This window comes from Brevibacillus laterosporus (genome assembly GCA_007833815.1).
In the GTDB taxonomy this organism is placed as follows: Bacteria; Bacillota; Bacilli; order Brevibacillales; family Brevibacillaceae; genus Brevibacillus_B; species Brevibacillus_B laterosporus_D.
Map to the genome: position 1 here is coordinate 1914262 of CP033464.1, position 19086 is coordinate 1933347.

The 19086-nt window shown below is 41.0% G+C and carries 17 protein-coding genes and 1 pseudogene; 10 read left to right on the top strand and 8 right to left on the bottom strand.

Features of this window, described 5'->3' with window-relative positions:
• Positions 1-54: 54 nt before the first annotated feature.
• Complete coding sequence (locus EEL30_10725; GenBank protein QDX92736.1) at positions 55-1584, top strand: DEAD/DEAH box helicase; 1530 nt, start codon at positions 55-57, stop codon at positions 1582-1584.
• A gap of 76 nt (positions 1585-1660) precedes the next feature.
• Here EEL30_10725 and EEL30_10730 read toward each other — a convergent pair whose 3' ends face one another.
• Positions 1661-2983 carry an MFS transporter gene (locus EEL30_10730; GenBank protein QDX92737.1) on the bottom strand — a complete coding sequence of 441 codons (1323 nt, stop codon included), beginning with the start codon at positions 2981-2983 and terminating at the stop codon, positions 1661-1663.
• Between the two features lie 332 nt (positions 2984-3315).
• Between EEL30_10730 and EEL30_10735 the strand changes: the two genes are divergently transcribed.
• The 6 genes from EEL30_10735 to EEL30_10760 all read left to right on the top strand — a co-directional run bounded on the left by EEL30_10735 (position 3316) and on the right by EEL30_10760 (position 10118).
• Positions 3316-4458, top strand: coding sequence for a TolC family protein (locus EEL30_10735; GenBank protein ID QDX92738.1), 1143 nt, complete (start codon positions 3316-3318; stop codon positions 4456-4458).
• A 108-nt stretch (positions 4459-4566) separates the two neighbouring features.
• Positions 4567-5172, top strand: coding sequence for a methyltransferase domain-containing protein (locus EEL30_10740; protein ID QDX92739.1), 606 nt, complete (start codon positions 4567-4569; stop codon positions 5170-5172).
• 66 nt (positions 5173-5238) lie between these two features.
• Complete coding sequence (locus EEL30_10745) at positions 5239-5943, top strand: DNA-binding response regulator (GenBank protein QDX92740.1); 705 nt, start codon at positions 5239-5241, stop codon at positions 5941-5943.
• A complete protein-coding gene (locus tag EEL30_10750; protein ID QDX92741.1) occupies positions 5924-7423 on the top strand; it encodes a sensor histidine kinase in 1500 nt (499 codons plus the stop codon). The genes EEL30_10745 and EEL30_10750 overlap by 20 nt, the downstream gene beginning before the upstream one ends.
• Positions 7424-7736: 313 nt before the next feature.
• Positions 7737-8789, top strand: coding sequence for a YeiH family putative sulfate export transporter (locus tag EEL30_10755; protein ID QDX92742.1), 1053 nt, complete (start codon positions 7737-7739; stop codon positions 8787-8789).
• A gap of 552 nt (positions 8790-9341) precedes the next feature.
• Positions 9342-10118 (top strand): hypothetical protein, encoded by a 777-nt coding sequence (locus EEL30_10760; GenBank protein QDX92743.1) that lies wholly within the window; start codon positions 9342-9344, stop codon positions 10116-10118.
• Between the two features lie 61 nt (positions 10119-10179).
• On the opposite strand, the pseudogene EEL30_10765 reads toward EEL30_10760, so the two are convergent.
• Positions 10180-10302: pseudogene (locus EEL30_10765) on the bottom strand (DUF3967 domain-containing protein).
• A 336-nt stretch (positions 10303-10638) separates the two neighbouring features.
• Here EEL30_10765 and EEL30_10770 point away from each other — a divergent pair.
• Genes EEL30_10770 through EEL30_10780 form a run of 3 tightly spaced genes read left to right on the top strand, consistent with a single transcriptional unit; the run spans position 10639 to position 11900 of the window.
• Positions 10639-10965 (top strand): hypothetical protein, encoded by a 327-nt coding sequence (locus EEL30_10770; GenBank protein QDX92744.1) that lies wholly within the window; start codon positions 10639-10641, stop codon positions 10963-10965.
• 12 nt (positions 10966-10977) lie between these two features.
• Positions 10978-11532, top strand: a complete 555-nt coding sequence (locus tag EEL30_10775) for a hypothetical protein (GenBank protein ID QDX92745.1) — start codon at positions 10978-10980, stop codon at positions 11530-11532.
• Positions 11529-11900 (top strand): hypothetical protein, encoded by a 372-nt coding sequence (locus EEL30_10780; GenBank protein ID QDX92746.1) that lies wholly within the window; start codon positions 11529-11531, stop codon positions 11898-11900. Before EEL30_10775 ends, EEL30_10780 begins: the two co-directional genes overlap by 4 nt.
• Positions 11901-11927: 27 nt before the next feature.
• On the opposite strand, the gene EEL30_10785 is transcribed toward EEL30_10780, so the two are convergent.
• The 6 genes from EEL30_10785 to EEL30_10810 form a co-directional block, all read right to left on the bottom strand.
• Complete coding sequence (locus tag EEL30_10785) at positions 11928-12389, bottom strand: hypothetical protein (GenBank protein QDX92747.1); 462 nt, start codon at positions 12387-12389, stop codon at positions 11928-11930.
• Positions 12390-12471: 82 nt separating this feature from the next.
• Positions 12472-13521 carry a hypothetical protein gene (locus tag EEL30_10790; protein ID QDX92748.1) on the bottom strand — a complete coding sequence of 350 codons (1050 nt, stop codon included), beginning with the start codon at positions 13519-13521 and terminating at the stop codon, positions 12472-12474.
• A 327-nt stretch (positions 13522-13848) separates the two neighbouring features.
• Positions 13849-15132, bottom strand: a complete 1284-nt coding sequence (locus EEL30_10795) for a YheC/YheD family protein (GenBank protein QDX92749.1) — start codon at positions 15130-15132, stop codon at positions 13849-13851.
• A 28-nt stretch (positions 15133-15160) separates the two neighbouring features.
• On the bottom strand, positions 15161-16534 hold the full coding sequence (locus EEL30_10800; protein QDX92750.1) for a YheC/YheD family protein: 1374 nt from the start codon (positions 16532-16534) through the stop codon (positions 15161-15163).
• 6 nt (positions 16535-16540) lie between these two features.
• Positions 16541-17641 (bottom strand): YheC/YheD family protein, encoded by a 1101-nt coding sequence (locus tag EEL30_10805; protein QDX92751.1) that lies wholly within the window; start codon positions 17639-17641, stop codon positions 16541-16543.
• 19 nt (positions 17642-17660) lie between these two features.
• Positions 17661-19085, bottom strand: coding sequence for a YheC/YheD family protein (locus tag EEL30_10810; protein ID QDX92752.1), 1425 nt, complete (start codon positions 19083-19085; stop codon positions 17661-17663).
• Position 19086: the final 1 nt, after the last annotated feature.

Sequence of the window (19086 nt, forward strand, 5' to 3'; positions counted from 1 at the left end):
TTATGTATAAAAGCATTTAGGATTTCATCCGTAAACAAAGGAGATTGAAAAAATTTGGCTACATTTAATGAACTAGGATTGAGTCCATCCGTACTTCGATCCATTAGTAACATGGGTTTTGAGGAAGCGACTCCAATCCAGGCTTTAACCATTCCAGTTGCACTACAAGGAAAAGACTTGATCGGTCAAGCACAAACAGGAACAGGGAAAACCGTAGCATTCGGTATCCCAATGATTGAAAAGATCGATACCGCTTCTAACCACATTCAAGGGATTGTACTTGCTCCAACTCGTGAGTTGGCTGTACAGGTATCTGAGGAATTGATCAAGCTGGGTCAATACACAGGTATTAAAACCTTGCCAATCTATGGTGGACAGGATATCATGCGTCAAATGCGCGCATTGAAAAAGAACCCCCACGTTATCGTTGCAACTCCAGGTCGTCTAATTGACCACATCAACCGTCGCACAATCCGTCTACAAAATATCCAAACCTTGGTATTGGATGAAGCTGATGAAATGCTAAACATGGGTTTCATTGAAGAAATCGAAAGCATTTTAGAGCAAATCCCAGACGAGCGTCAAACTTTGTTGTTCTCAGCAACAATGCCACGCCAGATCGAATCTTTGGCACAACGCTATCTTAAAAACCCAGAAAAAATTACCGTGAAAGCAAAAGAAGTAACGGTTCCAAACATCGAGCAAGTATACATGGAAGTTCAAGAAAAATCGAAGTTTGATGTAATGACTCGCATGTTGGATATTGAATCTCCAGAATTAGCAATTGTGTTTGGTCGTACAAAGCGTCGTGTAGATGAATTGAGCGAAGCATTGAACAAACGCGGTTACTCTGCAGAAGGTATCCATGGTGACTTAACACAAGCGAAACGCGATAGTGTTCTTCGTCAGTTCAAAGAAGGTACCATCGACATTCTAGTTGCAACAGATGTAGCAGCTCGCGGATTGGATATCAGTGGTGTAACGCACGTGTTCAACTTTGATATTCCTCAAGATCCTGAGAGCTATGTTCACCGTATTGGCCGTACAGGTCGTGCAGGTAAAACAGGTGTTGCGACCACTTTTGTAACATCTCGTGAGATCGATCACTTGCGTATGATTGAACAAGTTACAAAGCGCAAAATGAATCGTCGTCCTGTACCAACAATGACGGAAGCAATTGAAGGCGCACAGCGCATTACAGTTGACAAATTGTTGTCTGTAATCGGTGAAGAAAACTACCGTGATTACCATGGTTTGGCTGAATCCTTGCTTCAACAAAATGATTCTGTTACGTTGGTGGCAGCAGCTTTGAAAATGCTGACAAAAGAGCCTGATGTAACTCCAATTCGTTTGACCGAAGAGGCACCTCTTCGCTCTAAAAAACGCCGTCCTTTCGGTGATGATAAGCGCGGTGGTGGTCCACGCCGTGGTAGTGGTGATCGTCGTAGCGGTGGTAGCAACTATCGTGGTGGCGGCCGTTCAGAAGGTGGTCGTCGTAGCAGTGATGACCGTCGTCGTAGTAGCGGTGGTAAAGCACCTAGCAGCAGCAGACCATCATCTGAAAGTAGAAAGCCTCGCGTATAGTAGCTAATTCTACTTTGAACAGGTAAAAATATATGTACAAGACGTGTATGAAAGCCCGACTCCGACAGGAGAAAGGCTATCTACACGTCTTTTTTATATGATCGGAAGTATCAAGTCGCTTCTCTTTCGTTAGATACCAAGTGATGCTTAATAGAAAAATGACTAGACAAGCTCCCCAATAGAGTGGTAAAGGACTCCAAAGCTGAATAACTGACAATCCGATTAGTGGACCGAGTGCAGCTCCTAGATCAACTGCCATCGTGTAGGCAGTCAAAATAGTCCCTTTATGCTGACTGTGGATTGCTGCTATATCCGAAGCATGCGTATCTGACAAGGTAGTGAGAGCGGTAGCTAAAAGCTGAACGAGTAACAGAACCACAATCATCCAACATAAGGATTTTTCAATAGGAATGAAAAATAGACAAATAGCTGTACAGAACAGAGAACTCCACAGTAGTTGTCTTCTTCCCCATTTTCCATCTGAGACCCTACCAATCCAAGGAGCTAGCCAGGGTTCCCATATCCAACGCATGGCTTGCAAAAAACCAGCTAATGTAGCAGCCCCCAGCGTTAAACCGGCAAGTAGTAGCGGTTCGGAGTAGTAATAGGCGAGTAATTGACTCACACCACCTGAAAAAATGCCTTGGAATAGCATGGCGATCAAGGCACCTGTTAGTAGAGAAAACGACATTTGACGATTTTTCCAGATGCTTTTGACGTCAGGCATACCATCCGCTGACTGTTGTGTATAGGTAACAGGAGCTTCAGGGGATTTGGTTGTGTTACTAGATTCGCTGGAAGGTGAAGCGTTAGAAGACCTATCAGAAGCAACCAGCTTCGGTTTTGTGGAAATAACACGCAAGATATAAGGAATACCACATAAGGTTCCCACAGCAAACAAAAGCGCTGTAAATTGCATACCAAATTGATCGGCAAGCCACCCACCAAGCAACATGCCAAACAGACTACCTAAACGATAAAGGCCGTTATATGTACCTGTTAGCTGACCACGATTTTTGTCTGTAGCAATATCCACGATGGTTAAATAAGCCCCTAAACGCAAGATTCCCCAGACTAATCCCCACAAGGAACGAATGATTATCCACATCCAGAACGAATGCAAAAAGCCATAACTAGCGGTGGTGAGAACAGCCAGAGAAACGGCTCCAAGTAAGCAGATTTTACGGTCAACTTTTTGATAGAGCCAATTGATAAAAGGAGAGAGTGGTAATCGTACCAAACGGTTTACGGACAGCAAGAGACCAACCTGAGCAAGCGACGTTAACCCTACTTCAGAAAAATGAACAGGCAATACGATGTATAGCATCGAGTCTCCGAGTAGGCATAGGGCTGTAATAAGCGATAAGATAACGATTGGTTGTTTCCCCTCAGAGGTCACTTACATCCTTCTTTCTATGTTCTTTCTGAAAAGTAGATTTTTCAGAATATGATTTTAACTTATCAGAAGACCAAAGAAAAAGGAAGAAAGGTTAACAAGTAAGCTATTTTTTGATGGGAAATCGCAAGGAAATAAATATTTTGGAGCCTATTCATACTATAAGCTGGGAATGTTGGATTTGTATTGGAAGGAAATGAAACATTTACTGATTGAAAGGTAACATAATACAGGTGGATAATAGGCAAAGAATGTTGGTATGTGCTTACGATTTGTGAGTGAAGTAATTTACTGAATAAAGCATCAAGAGATATAAAAGGAGGAACCAACGAATAATGAATGTTCCCTATTCAAAACAAGCCTGGTTATCAATAGTGGTGATAGCTGCGCTGATGCACTCCAGTTATCCTGCAATGGTCAACGCAACTAATGAGGGGGCTTTGAACTCCCAAACGATTGAAAATAAACGCGAGCTAACTCCAGAAAAAGCAGGTGAGTTGGCTTTAAAACAAAATATTGATCTGAAAAAATACCAACTTGATGTGGATACGGCTGATATTAATGCTAATAGAGCCATATATACTTCGGTAAAGATGAAAGAATCTAATATTTCATCGCTTGGCGAAGCACAGCAGAAATATGTGCAAACAGCCAAAGCAGAAGCGGCACGAAACAGTCACAAATATATGTTACAAGCTATGGAGGATAAGATCAAGCTAGGTGGAGAGAAAGCTTTTTATGATCTGTGGCATGCTAAACAAGAATTACAGTTGAAGGAACAAAGCTTAGCGCGTGCACAAAAGCAGGTAGATATGGCAAATGCCTTTCTAAAAGTGGGAATAAGATCCAAAAATGATGTTATGCAAGCTGAAACGGGATTAGCCCAAGCGCAAGCCAGTTATGAAGAAGCTCGTAATCAGGTCAGCATTTCTACTTTATCACTGAATCAATTTTTGGCAGAGGACTTGGTCAAAGAATGGGACCTTTCTGTACCTAAGGATATGCAGGATGCAGAGATTACACCGTTGGAGGAAGCCAAGCGTTTAGCTGTCGTACAACGAGCTGAAATTCTGAAAAGTGACGAAGAACTAAAAGCGGCGAAAAAGAATGTTGATACGATTGAGAAATATTCGATCTTGTCCTCCTTCCAAGGACAGTTAGCAAAAAATGATTTAGAAACAGCAGAGATGAACAAAGAACAACTCAAAAACGATATTTTGTTAGAAGTTACTCGTAACTATGAACATCTGACCTCGGCTAGGAAAAGTATCGAGGCACTTGATAAAGCCCGAGAAGCTTCCAAAGAGAATTATCGTTTAACACAGTTACGTTATGAAAGTGGTCTTGCTACTACATTGGATACTATGGCGGCCGAAGAAGAGCTAGAGAAGCGAGAAAACGAATATGAATCAGCTATACACAACTATCATTTAGCTTTTCTCAACTACGATAACTCAATTGGACGTCCTCTTTCTTAACAAAAGGACCTTTAAATCTTAAGTTTTTTTTAAGAACTTGTACCCTTTCTTTTTAAGATCCGTCTTATAAAATAAGACAAAGGATCAGACAAGAAAGGAAGAGCATAGATGAAAGTTAATAAAAGTGCTGTAGAAACGACCACTTGTCTAGCTATGCAACGTTATGTTAGAGATAAAGTTCGGTTTTTTACTACATTTGTAAAATCACCTCGTGAGGTAGGAAGTGTGACACCGAGCTCAGCACGTTTATCCAAAAGAATGTTAGAAGGGATTAACTGGTCGGAAGTTACGTCAGTGGCTGAATTAGGAGCAGGTACCGGTGTGTTTACTCAGAAACTGAAACATAAAATCTTACCTGACACAAAAGTGTTTGTGTATGAACAAGATCATAAATTGCGAGCTGATTTACAAAATCGGTTTCCTTCTTTTCATCATCACTCCGATGCTCAATGCTTGTCAGCGGATTTGGAACAAGCAGGTGTTGAACAAGTAGATGTCATTATTAGTGGATTACCGTTTATGAACTTTCCACCGGAGCTTCGGGAACAGATCGTAGCTGAAGTCATCCAATCTTTAAAACCAGGTGGAGCTTTTGTCGCTTTTCAATATTCCTTACAAATGAGAAAACAATTGAAAGAGACCTTTCGCGAGGTAACTATCTCTTTTGAGCCGTTAAACATCCCTCCTGCTTTTGTCTATCGGTGTCGTAAATAACAGACAAATTCGATGAGAAGCAAGTAGAATGAACAAGGATGCTACGTAGTTCACAGGAGGAATTCGATGATGAAGGAAACCATTTTAATCATTGATGATGAAAAAGAAATACGTGATTTGATTGAGATTTATTTAAGTAACGAGGGTTTCCACGTCTTAAAAGCGGTTGATGGACTGGAAGGGTTGAAAATACTGGAACAAAATCAAGTACACGTAATTATTCTCGACATTATGATGCCTAGACTGGATGGATTGGCTGCCTGCATGAGGATCAGGGAAAAACAAAATGTCCCGATCATCATGCTGTCCGCCAAAGCGGAGGATATGGATAAAATTATTGGATTAGCCACCGGGGCCGATGATTATGTAACAAAGCCGTTTAACCCGATGGAACTGTTGGCACGGGTAAAGTCGCAATTAAGACGTTACATGCGGTTAAGCGGTTTTTCAGAAGTGAAGACCGATGAACTGGTAGTAGATGACTTAACGATCAATGTTGCCACACATGAAGTGAAGATAGATGGGCGAGAAGTGAAACTAACTCCTCGAGAATTTGCTATTTTAGAACTATTGACTCGCCATAAAGGGATCGTGTTTAGCGCCGAAAAAATCTACGAACGAGTCTGGAATGAGCCATTTTATCAATCTGATAATACCGTCATGGTACATATACGCAAAATCAGAGAGAAAATTGAGCAGAATCCGCGTAAACCTCGCTACATCAAAACCGTATGGGGAGTAGGTTATAAAGTTGAAATGGAACCCGTTTAGGCTGATACCATATACATTTTATACTTGTTATAAGCTTACTAAAAAAGTCATTGCACAGGGTAAAACAAGTTTACGTATACAATTAATTGCTGGATTTGGGCTATGTGTACTGGCTGGATTTTTTGTAGCGAGTGTCCTTAACCCCTATATGCTAACACAAACAGCGTATATTGATTATACGTCGGGAATGGAGAGTATTGATAATCGAGCGCGTGATTTGATAAGAATTTTCCAGTTAGAAAATGAACAGAGACAACAGGATTCAACTTATCAGTCGGATACTACGCTACAAGAGATGATAGATGACCATTCGAATGGCGGGAAGTACCACATTTTATTGGTAGATGAACAAGGAAAAGTGTTGCATAAGAGTAAACAAGCCTCTGAAGCTATGATTGATATTCATTCTGTTATACAAAATGCCATGGATATGCGTATTTATCAGCAAGGCTATGGGAATGAGGAGAAAGAGTTCGTTTCCTTCTATCCTGTGGATTTAGAAGGAAAAAAATTGTATTTAATTGTCCGAGGTATGCCGGAACCGTCTATTATCTATCGAACAGGCTATAGTCAGTTGCCTGGTCTAATCGGTTTTGGTGTATTTATTTTCGCCTTTTATTACCTAACAAAGCGCAAAATGTACCAAATACAAAGTATTTCACGGGGTATCCAAGAAATGGCATTGGGGAACTTGGACATTCGTGTACCGGTCAACAGTAACGATGAATTAGGACAGTTGGCTAACAATATTAATGTGATGGCGATGCAATTGCATCATACTAGAGAGGAGGAGCGCAAGGCAGAGCAAACGAAGCATGAGCTGATCACGAATGTCTCACATGATCTACGTACTCCACTTACCTCCATTATGGGCTATTTACGACTGATTAAAGATAAGAGCTATCATAGCGATGAGCAATTAGAAGAGTACGCAGGAATCGCTGTTAATAAGTCGGAACAATTAAAACGTTTAATTGAAGACTTGTTTGATTATACCAAGCTGTCCAATAATGGTGTCAGAATGCAAAAACAGCGAGTTGATATGTTAGAAATGCTAGAGCAGTTAATGGAGGAGCTAGTTCCACAAGCGGAGGAAGAGGACTTGTTCTTTCAGAAAAATTTCCCTTTGGAGCACCTATTAGTACATGTAGATGCAGACAAAATGGTGCGTGTGTTTGATAATTTGTTGATTAATGCCATTAAGTATAGCGATAAACCAGGAGAGATTCTAGTAAGTGCAGAACAGTCGGGAGGTTCTATTCGTATCTCGATTGGAAATAAGGGAGCCAATCTGACTTCTTTGGAACTAGATCGTTTGTTTGAGCGTTTTTATAAGGTTGATGAATCTCGTAGCATGGCAAAGGAGGGTTCTGGATTAGGGCTAGCCATTGCTAAAAGCATCGTTGAATTACATGCCGGAAAAATCTGGGCTGAATCTCGTGATAATATGATCTTTTTTTATGTGGAGTTGCCACAGTAAAACAGTCCTAGGAGGAAGATTCTAAAAAAATTACCTTACTATCTTTACCAGGCGTGTTACTGGCGATCATTGGACGTTAGAGCCTGATACAAATAAAAATGTGGATTAACGTTACGTACTATACAAACGCATGTAACTCCTTTTAGGGAGGAAAGCATGCGTTTTTATTTATTTGTACACCTTCCTTTTTCTTATGATAAGTTTTTCTAATGATAAGCATTGTAGATCTGTATTTCACATGTTAATCAAAAGAACTTATAGTGGAAGCATGAACGGCAAGCATGTTTGTTGACAGATAGAATGGAGAGATACAATGGAAGTCAAAACGGAGGCCAAAACGCTCGTCAAACAAGAGAAGCGGACAGTTGGTTTCATCATAGGGTTAGCGATCACCTTGGTCATTGCCTTAGTAGCTAGGTATTTGGCTCAATTTCCCATTTTGAGTATTATGGGACAATTGGTTATTGCTATTTTGATCGGTATTACATGGCGTGCTGTGGCTGGTGTTCCGCAACAAGTGATTGCAGGTACAAATTTTTCAAGCAAAAAGTTGCTTCGATTCGGTATTATTCTACTCGGTATGAGATTAAATCTGATGGATATTTTACATGCAGGTCCAAAAGTATTTGCGATGGCAGTATTAGCTATTATTTTTGGATTGATTGTGGTTTATCTATTTACACGCTGGTTTAAAGTAGAGAAGAAGCTAGGAATTTTAACGGCATGTGGAACAGCTATTTGTGGTGCGGCCGCTGTCGTGGCTATTGCTCCTCAAATCAAGGCTAACGATGAGGAAACAGCGATTGGTGCTGCGACTGTAGCTATTTTAGGCACTATCTTTACGCTTCTGTATACGCTTCTCTATCCTATTCTTGGTTTTACACCCAATGGATATGGAATTTTTTCAGGTGCTACCCTGCATGAGATTGCTCACGTGATTGCAGCAGCAGCACCTGGCGGAAATGGTGCTGTAGATATTGCTGTGATCGTCAAATTGACTCGAGTGGCTCTGCTCGTACCTATCGCGATTGGTATAGGAATCTGGAGCAGTCGTTTGGAACAAAAGATGAATGGGGAACCGAAGAAAAAGTTTTCTTGGAAATCACTTCCGATTCCGTGGTTTATCTTTGGATTTTTAGCAATGAGCGCTGTTAACTCGTTTGGTATTATTCCTCAGGAAATCGCTACTCAAATCGTCAACATTGCCTATTTATTAATTGCGATGGCCATGGCGGGATTAGGGTTAAATGTAGATTTGGTTGCCTTTAAACGTATGGGCTTAAAATCGTTTTCAGCGGGCCTAGTAGGGTCGATTTTACTTTCACTGTTTGGTTTTGTGATGACCTTTGCTTTTCATTTAGCATAATAATGCCTTTAGTATAAAGAGAGTCTAGGTAAAGTAGCAGATATTCCTCTGCTGATTTGTGAAGGTCTCTTAGATAAGTAGTAGTTTACATTGAAGAATGGCTCCATTCCTGTGATATTATCCCCTCCAGGTTAACAGTAACTGTCGTTCTTTTTACTGTCTACTTGACGGGGGCAAGTCCACTTATCGTTTCTAAAACTAAAATTTTATTTCCAAATAGAGGAATAAGACACCTAGTGGTAGAATTATTCTATAAACTTTCAGTCATGTAGGAATGTCAGCCCATTCCTACCCTTTCTTAAACCCCCGCCTTTACCAGCAGGGGCTTTTTCATACCCCTTAAAGGCTAAACTCTATTCCATGCAACACAAAATAGCGATGGTTACTAGGTTTGACCCATAAAAAAGAAAAATCCCTCAAATTAGGGATTCTCCTCCTTAGCTTTTCTACAACTTTTCCTTTAGATGAACATTCATCTGACATTCTACCCTAGTAAATTGGTACTTGTAAGAAGTACTCTTGCAAAACTAACTATGAAGGAGTTTGATTCTAATGAATAAAAAAGTATCAAAATGGATGATTGGGGCGTTAGCACTAGCAGTCTTTGCACCAACTGCGGCTTTTGCGGCAACGAATACAAATGTAGATGAAACAAAAGTAGAGCAAACCTTTCATCAAAAACACGTATACTATTCACTTGAGGATAGACAAGCCAATCAACAGGAATTAATGAAGATTATCAACAAATACAACCCCGATCTAGCTGACGATTTCCAGAAGCTATTTGACCAGCAGGAAAAAGGGAAAGTAGAAATAGATGAAGCAAAGAAGAAAGAGTTAGATGAAATTCGTGAACAAGTGAAGAATGGTACGTTAACTCAAGAACAAGCCGATGAGAAGCTTGGTGTGAAAGGCTTTGACTTTGGTAAGGAAAAAGTGAAAGTAGAATTGGATGAAGCAAAGAAGAAAGAGTTAGATGAAATTCGTGAACAAGTGAAGAATGGTACGTTAACTCAAGAACAAGCCAATGAGAAGCTTGGTGTGAAAGGCTTTTACCTAGGCAATGCGGTAAAAGTGAAAGTAGAAATGGATGAAGCAAAGAAGAAAGAGTTAGATGAAATTCGTGAACAAGTGAAGAATGGTACGTTAACTCAAGAACAAGCTAATGAGAAGCTTGGTGTGAAAGGCTTTTACCTAGGCAAAGAAAATATCATGGAACAGATTAAAGTAGCCGCTGATGCGGATGATGCAGATACAGTGAACAAACTGCTACAAGAGTGGTTAGAGAAAATGCAAAACAAGAAACAACCTGAAGCAAAGGCTGAGTAATTGAAACGTGTAAGTAGTTTTTTAACCCCTGCTGGTGAAGGCGGGGGTTTTTTGTTACTTCCTACACTTTCCAGAATTGATACCATTTTCTTTTTGGCTCCTGCTGGGCAACAGCTATTAGCCTTTTGGTTTCCATTATTTCATTGAGAGACTGCATTAATCGTTCATCACGCAATTTTAATGCTTCTCTATATATTCGTCCCTAATCCTTCATATCTTTATTTCACCAGCGACCTGTCATGACAGGGATTAGTTGGTCATAACAAATTCGCCGGTGAATGCCTGCACATGGGACAGTAAGGAAGAAGAAAAGCTTTATATATCTATATGTCATGGATGTTTTATTCGATTTTTACATTGAAAACATGTTGAGCAGCTCGCGAATACCCATGAAAACATAATTTTATTGGGTTTACTTAGAAACCATTTTCAAGTAAATTCTTATATGTTACAAGCTTGTGAACAAGATTAGTTTGCTGTATGCTTCAAATATCGGAAGCATTAAAGGAGAGTATAAAGTATGCATTACTACGGAAATGAAACGATTATGTCGATAACGCAAGCCATTCATTTAAAACCAAATGAAATTAGGGTTCTTGAATGGGTTCGTACCTATGAATATGTAGAAAATACGTATGGTGCGGACGAAAATGTACCTATCTTTTTGGAGATTCAACTTACACAAGATGGAGTTCGCGTTCAAAAGAATCAAATTACCGATTTCCCGAATTTTATTTGTTTGCAAAAGGAGTTACATGCTGATATTGAATCAGCTCTTCATGTTTTTAAAGAATGGGCAGATGAGATTATTGATCGCTTAAAAGAACAAGGAACAGCCATCGAGTAAGGGGATGATCGTATGCGTGATACATATAGCCGTTACGGAAACTTACCTCCGCGGCCCCCTGCTTTGTTATTTCAGATTGTTCAAAAATTTTATCGTGGGGCTGTTAGTCATTATCCTGTCATTGAGCTAGCAAAAGAGCAAGTACGCCTAGCTGTTTTTGAATGGGAGGCTTGTATAGAGACGAGAAGTAACGACGAACTAGAAGCGGAGGAGTTTGTTCGGAAAGAGCTGACTACCTTGTTACTAGAGTTTCATTTTTATGTGACTTGCTGGTTGCAAATTGATTTGGCACTACATCGTTTGTGTAATCATCAGAATGGTGCTGAATTTTGTCGGATAAAACAACGATTTTCCGATGATCTAGAACGACATCTTGCTGTACGCCATTGTGTAGAAGATACTGAGGCGTGTGTTTTGACCCAAATGGAGTACACTCAGGGTGATTTGAGTCAACTGGCAAGCGACAGCTACTGGTTTGATGGACAACGATTTACTGTTGATGCGACCAGTCTGAATACACTTAATGAACTATATCATGCCATCATGGAGAAAAGAGGAAGCTTATGAAAACGAGTTGGAAAGTGATTTGGGTCTTATTGGGTGTTTTTGTTGTTTATCTATGGATTGATAATTTACCATATCCCCCGTTACCACTTGCATCAATGCCGGTCGAACGAGCGATGGCAATGGTAAAAGAACAGCCTGATCATCTGGTCAACATCGGAAAAGAAGGTGGTTATGAGTATTACATGATGGAAGGCAGTCAAAAAGAGGCGGCGGAACTACTAAAACATAAAATGGATAAAAATGGATATCGATTCGTGGAACAACAAGGTGCAGGATATTTCTTTGATCGTAATGGACAAAAACAGGTGGTTACAAGCAATATGTGGACTGGTAACTATGTTATTTTGAAGACGGCGAACCCTCTCTAAAAGGGAGAGGGAAGCATAGGCGTATCCCTATAATAGCGGAGAAGCCGCAATCGGACAGCTTTGTTCGTCTTCATGACTCGGTTCTTCAGATTTGACTTGCAATAAACTCTCCACAATGTATAAGTGCAGGGCATTGTATGATTTGTTGCGAAAATGACGGAAAATCAAAACGACTATTAACGTAACAAATCCAACAATTAGCAAGGAGAGCAAAGGGATGCTATTGGCGATGTAATGGGTCAGTTTGCTGGAAAAAATGATGAAGACGATGGGGACGGTGGAAAAACAAAACGGTATGTACCCCAGTTGGGCTTCTGTTTTTTTGATAGCAGCACAGAGAATGCGCAGTTCATGAACGGTGAGCGTCTCATAAAAGTGCCAAATTTCTTCGATTTCTAACAGATCCTCACTGCATTGAACAGCAATCTGTTGCGAATCGTATCGCCTAAGAGATTGATACAGTTTACGAAAGTCTCCATACGGCTTCATGCTCATTCTCCTTTCCTAAGTATAAAAAAGACCGCCCGTCGAGAGCGGTCTTTTTGTGTACGACTAGGTAATAGGATAGGGCTTACAAGCCGCTATAAGAGTTTAGTGTACCGTATCCACCAGCATTTTGTGCTTTTACTTCTTGGACATTTGTACCTGCGAATCCATTTTGATAAATGGTTTGAGCAGGAGAGCTATAGTTTTGATAGCTTTGTTGCGATTGCTGAGAAAAAGCTGGGGTCGCATATCCAGAAGCAAATCCGCTGTTAATGCCGCTACCTAATCCTTGAGAAACAGCATGAGCAGGATGACTTGCGTTCAAGTGACGTACTTCTTGGACGTTCGTGCCGGCGAAACCAGGATGGAATACACTGTTCGCTCCACCATAGCTCAATTGATTGCTATAAGAAGGAGTTTGAATTTGATATGATTGTGTTTGTGCTTGTGGTGTGTATGATTGGTGAGCATGGTGAGATACTGCAGGCATGGAATAACCAGAGTTAAGTGCTTGTACCTCATGTACATTTGTACCAGCAAAACCTTGACCAAACACATTGTTACTATTACTGTTCAATCCTTGAGATAAAGTAGTGCCTGCTTGACCTGCGTTTAATTGACGTACTTCTTGAATGTTTGTACCAGCGAATCCAGGGTGGAATACGGTGTTCGCACCAGTATACCCACCTTGTGTGCCATAATTTTGGTTTCCATAAGAAGCATATTGTCCATATGCTTGGTTTGCTACAGCAGGAGCAGATTGACCTGTGTTTAGCGCCTGTACTTCATGAGCATTTGTACCAGCAAAACCTTGTGTGTATACACTATTGATGCCAGCATTAAAACCTTGTGTGGCAGCAGGAGTATAATGAGATGCATTCAGAGCCCTAACCTCTTGTACATCTGTTCCAGCAAAACCGTGTCTGTAAATACCGTTAGCAGATCCGAAACCACCTTGTGTTCCATAGGAGGGATTGGACATTTGGCTGTATGATTGGTTTGTTGGATAATAACCATTGTTTAAAGCTTTCACTTCTTGCACGTTTGTACCAGCGAAATTTGAGTTGAAGATCGAGCTTGCAGGCCCAGAAATTTGGTTGTAAGCAGATGAATTGTAATTTTGATTGTAGGTCATGTTGACCACCTCCTACCTTCAGTTTTTACCAATTAAGGAAACTCAATGCATACAAAGGAAAAAAATTTCGTTTTTCTTCAATGAAAAAACAGGGAACCGGCATCATTACAATGTTTAGCATCCCTGTTAATATGTACAAGTACAAGACATGGTGTTTAGAAAACAATGTTATTTAAAACCAACTTAGCCTTAGTATTAAAAACGAGAAACGTAAGTCATATGTAAAGAAGACTCAGTCATTAGTAAGTCCGTGGAGTAGGCAGTAAAAATAGGAAAATACCCTTCCGAGTTGGAAGGGCTAAATAAACAGAAGGATGTAAGGGGCATCTACTTACATATGTGTTGGGAATAATAAATAATGTTGCGTAGCGAAGCACGGCGAATACCTGGTTCATCGAATTTTTCTGGCTTGGAATTCGCTTCAAAAAACCAGATGTGACCCTCTGCTGTTACTCCTAAATCCATGGACATCTCTGCAAGATCTATCATATTCTGTTGTAAGGCTTTAGCTATAGTGAGTACGATTTTGGAAATGTTTTGTCTAATGAAAAGGGCTTGCTCTTCTCCGAAAATCTCGGGAAAGATTTTAGCTGGAGAAAGAATAGTACCGCCACGTGGGACATGAGTGGTAATACTATGAATCCCTGCTTGTCGAATTCCGACCCCAGTTATATCCCAATGTCCAGTACCGTTTTTTTGTGTTAGGACACGAACATCAAAAGGACGATTATTATAGGTGGCAAGCTTGATGCCTTGCTGAATGATGTAAGGCTTTTGCTGGATAATTGGATTGAGATATGCCCATAGCTGATCGAGATTGGAGAATAATGTGCATAGTGATTTTTGTTGATGAACACGGCGTAAAATCCAGATGCCATCTCGTTTTTCAAGACGCATGATTCCTTGACCAGCTTTTCCACGTACAGGCTTAAGGTAGAGTACATCATGTTTTTCAGCAAAAGCCTTCAATCGCTCACTTTTATCCAATTTGTAAGTATCAGGCAAAAAAGGGGCGGCTTCCTCCATAGCTTTTAGTGTGGTAAACAAGCTCTCCTTATCAAAAAACTGACGGTTGTACAGAGTTACGTTCTTTAGTTGTGAAATGCGTTCGAGAGTTTTCTGCATGTATTCTTTTTGCTCCACTGTTCGTGTTGGAATGCGATTATATATGACATGGGGAAAGGGAGTAGCAAATTCCTGCCAGAATTCTTTGTGTTCATCATATAAATAGCCTCGTATCTTATGAGTATCCCAGTCAATGCCGTCTGGAGTGAATACAAATACGAGTGCCCCCAATTTTTTTCCTGTTTTACTTATCTCTTGAAAGTTCTCCCGATTTCCTTTAAATGACTCCCCTCGACCAGAAGTAAGGATGCCGATAAGAGGAGCGATTTGTAACTTATTGTTATTCATGCTCCATCGGATTCGGGTACGATAGCGACCTGCTAAAGTGGGAGCCAACCCTAGCGTTATTTTTTGCTCAACATGGAGCGGACCCAATGGAACGGTGATATGTCGTTTGGAACCGCGCGGGATGGGAAAGCGGATGCCCTTTACATACCATTTTCCTGAGGGGAGTATGGTCAGCCAACCGGATTTCCAGTGGGACATTAGAAACTCCTCCTTCCTTCAGCCCATGTTAAAAATTCGCTAAATAGCGACTGTAATCAACGAGTAAGCTACGTGACATTTCATCTGCTCGCTTTAGACGTGAATGTTTAAAAATGGAGCGACCTGGCTTAGAATTAGCTTCGAACATCCATACATTTCCCTTTTTATCAATACCTATATCTAAACCGAGTTCACCTAGATTGGTACCATACGCGAACTCGATCGCATTAGCTAAGCGGATAGAGGCATCACTTACGCGTTCTTCTAAAGCATCATGCTGTCCCGGGAAAAGAGTCTCTAGCAATTCGCTACCTGGAATAACCATTCCCCCAGTTCGAACATGGGTAGTGACACTTCCAGAACCTGCTACCTTAGCTGCAATACAGGAAACCACCCAAGAATTTTCGAGATTTTTATGCAAATGAACACGGAAGTCAAGTGGACGATTGGAATAGGTGCATAAATCGATGCCTTGCTGAATTAAGTAGTTACTTGATCGACGTGTTTGAAACACATGCTGATACAGTTTGGATAGTTTTTGAAAGCGTCGGGTGATATTACCTGCACTGCTATGGTAAGAGAGTCGGTACCCCTTTGAAAGCTGTTTTATCTTTAGAATTCCATAACCAAGACTACCGTCTTTTGGTTTTAGATATACCATGGTATGTTTCTCTAGCATGCTTGTTAATAGGGGGAGTGTAGGAGATACGTGAGTTTCTGGAATGAACTCATTTATTTCCGGCATAGGGTACAAGCGTTGATGAACGCCCCATTTATCGAAAAATCCAAGATTAAACATAGGAACGTGTCTCTCATTGGCTACGCGAAATTTAAAGTCTTTGACGGACTCTAGGCGCTCCGCTGCACGAGAGGGAACGCGATCATACAATACATCTGGCATAGCAGTCCAAAATCTTTTCCATACGTACTGCCCCTTGTTAGTAGAGCGAAGGAACCAGCCGTACACCCGATTAGTTGACCAATCTACATCGTTGGGTGAAAAGATAAAATAATAGACCCCTTTACCTTTTTGTGCTTTCAATAATTTTTGAAAAAAGCCCGATCTCGGTCCAATAGGTGCTCTACCTCCATCGCGTATGCCTGTAGTGACGATACCAATGGATGGACCAACGCGAATGGTTCCATCTTCGTTTTTTAAATTAATCGTACCGGTATGAGGGATAGATAGGGCCTCTTTTAGTGGTGATGTTACTTTGACTAGATTACCGGATTTTTGTTTTTTATCTTCAATAATGATTCCATGTACCGTTATTTGCCCGTGTGAGAAAGCAATTCGTTGTTTATTTTTAAATCCCCAGTCCCGGCATAGATGGGAAGGGAGCACGATGCCTTTGATACGGGAGTAGGTAAGAAATCGTAACCGTACTTCGATGGTTTCCATGTACTCCTAACCTCCTATACGCTCTTTCAAGAGATATTCGGCGTATTTTACTGGCAGTGCGACCGAACGTAATCTGGCATTCCCATCTTCAATTTGGCGGAATACCGTGCGGCCTGGTCGTGAATTTACCTCAATAATCCATACATGCCCTTGCGTATCGACCCCTACATCTATTCCTAGCTCTACCAATCGGCCATGATTTTCTTCCAAAAAAGGGGGAAGGAGTTGAGCCAGCAAGTTCACTTCCTTTGCGATTTCTTTACACAAGTTGTGTGGATAATGTTGACTAAGGAAGTCTTCTAATCGTACGGCGATTCCCCCTCCGTGCAGATTGGATGTAATGCTTTCTTTCTTCCCTACTCGTACAGCTTTGCCTGTTGTTGTCCAATTGCCTTGCCCGTTTTTCTGAACTAAAATACGTATGTCAAAGGGTAATCCATCTGTGGTGTGCAAACTCAGATAGGGTTGTAGGATGTACTTGCGTCCTGCTGTTAATTTTTGAATACGGGTGAGTAGGCCTTCTTTGGTAGGTATCATTCGTGTAAAGGGTTTATTATCCTGAGTTCTACCCATCAGTTCATAGCCTTTATTTACAGAAGAGACACGGATTACTCCGCTTCCATGGGTTCCAGCCATAGGCTTTATAATGACAGCTCCTTGTTCAGCTAGATTTTTTTCAAGAAGAGTAGGGCTAAAGAGTTGCGTGTGTGGCAACCATTTTTGTAAAATGTCTGATTTAATAAGGATATTATACACTTGCCATTTTCCCGATAATCCATGACCTAAGAATGTTATCTGTGGATCGTTTTGCAGTCGTTCAATAATCGGTTTATATTTAGCGATATGGGGTCCCATAAAATAACGATCATAGATCAATTGTGGAAAGGGAATTTTTATACGTTTCCAAACACGCTCGATAAGTTCAAAGCCAATTACCATACGCGAGGTGAAATCAACCTGACGAGGAGAAAAGACGACGACGCGTATACCTAGCTTGCTTCCGATACGTGTTAAAGTGGTATAATAAGATTTTTCCCGGAAGGTTGGCTGGTTAGGCGATCCTTTGAAAATGGCCATAATTCCTAATGTTTTTGCTTGATTACGCATAACGATCACCTACGCTGTCTTATCTTTTCTTCTTTTTATGAGAAGTGTCTGTTTGACGGATTGGCTCGTCAAAACCATTTAAAAAAGCGGAGTAGTCTACTAAACGTCGAACGGAAGGTCTTGGTCGTCGAGGAGCAGTTTCGTTTTCTTTTACCTGTAAGCTGGTAATGCCTTTGGATGGTTTGCTGTTTACCTCCAAAAGCCAAATTTGCCCATCTACATCAATGCCTAGATCAATCCCAAACTCTGCGTATTCTCCTTGTAAAGAGTATTCTAAGCGTTTAGCGATGAGCAGAGCCACTTTCCTCAGTGTGCTAATAGTAGGCTTATTATTACTTTTCCATGGGCCGCATGTCTGAAGTGCCTGTTTAGCCGACATCATGCTACCACCGCGTGCGACGTTGGAGACAATAGAATTTTGACCTGTGCGAGCAACGATGGAGGTGGCCGCCCAGATGCCGCGCCTGTTCTTTTGTACCAATACGCGAAAATCGGTTGGATTGGAGCCGATACCAATGAGAGTTAAGCCTTGTTGTAAAACATAAGATTTTCCTTTGCAACGTTTCTTCAAGAACTTTTGCAAAGAGTCTAGATTTTTTTGCTTTAAAGCTGCTACCTTTTGCCTTGATACATATCGAACACCATAATGATTGCTCTCTTTCATCACACGAAAAATACCTTTTCCCATACTGCCATTGGCGGGTTTTGCGTACAGTATACGATGGGTTTCTAGCATGGTTGATAACTCACCGTTTTGGCTAAACAACATGGTTTCCGGTAAATAAGAGGAGACAGTTTCATCATTCCGAAGAGCTTTATGAACGTGCCATTTGTTTAAGAAACGCTCATTAAAAAAAGGGATTTCCAATAATTTGCAGCGCCCCACAAAATCTACTACTTTTTCACTTTGCTCTCGTTGGCGTGAAGATAGTCGATTATAGATTGAATGGGGAAGCGGAAGGGGAGAGTTCTGCCATAGCCCCTTCTGTCTGATCAACGCGCGAACCGTTTTATTCTCCCAATCAACGTCATCTATGGAAAAGACGCAAGCGAAGCCGCCTTTCTGATTGAACGTATCAACCATTTCGTTCAAAAAAGAAGAGAGATGACCAAAAGGCTCTTGCGGATGACCCTGTTGATAACTAGTGAGCAAAATACCCAAAAAGGGGCCGAAATAAAGCGTTTGCTGTTGAGAATCATATCGCATGAGAAATTTGGTACTGATAGGAATATGGAGGGTACGAACAAGAGACGGGCACATAGTGACGCATGAAGCATGATCTACTCCACTAACGCTTGCCTGTGCCTGTGCGGCACCAAAGCAAACGGTGATGGAGACACCTGAGGGAATGGCTAGGCTCTTCATGACACGAAGGGGGATCTGTAGATCAGACCGTTCTTTTATGGTTCTAGATGCTTGAATAGTAGTGTGAACATATGACATG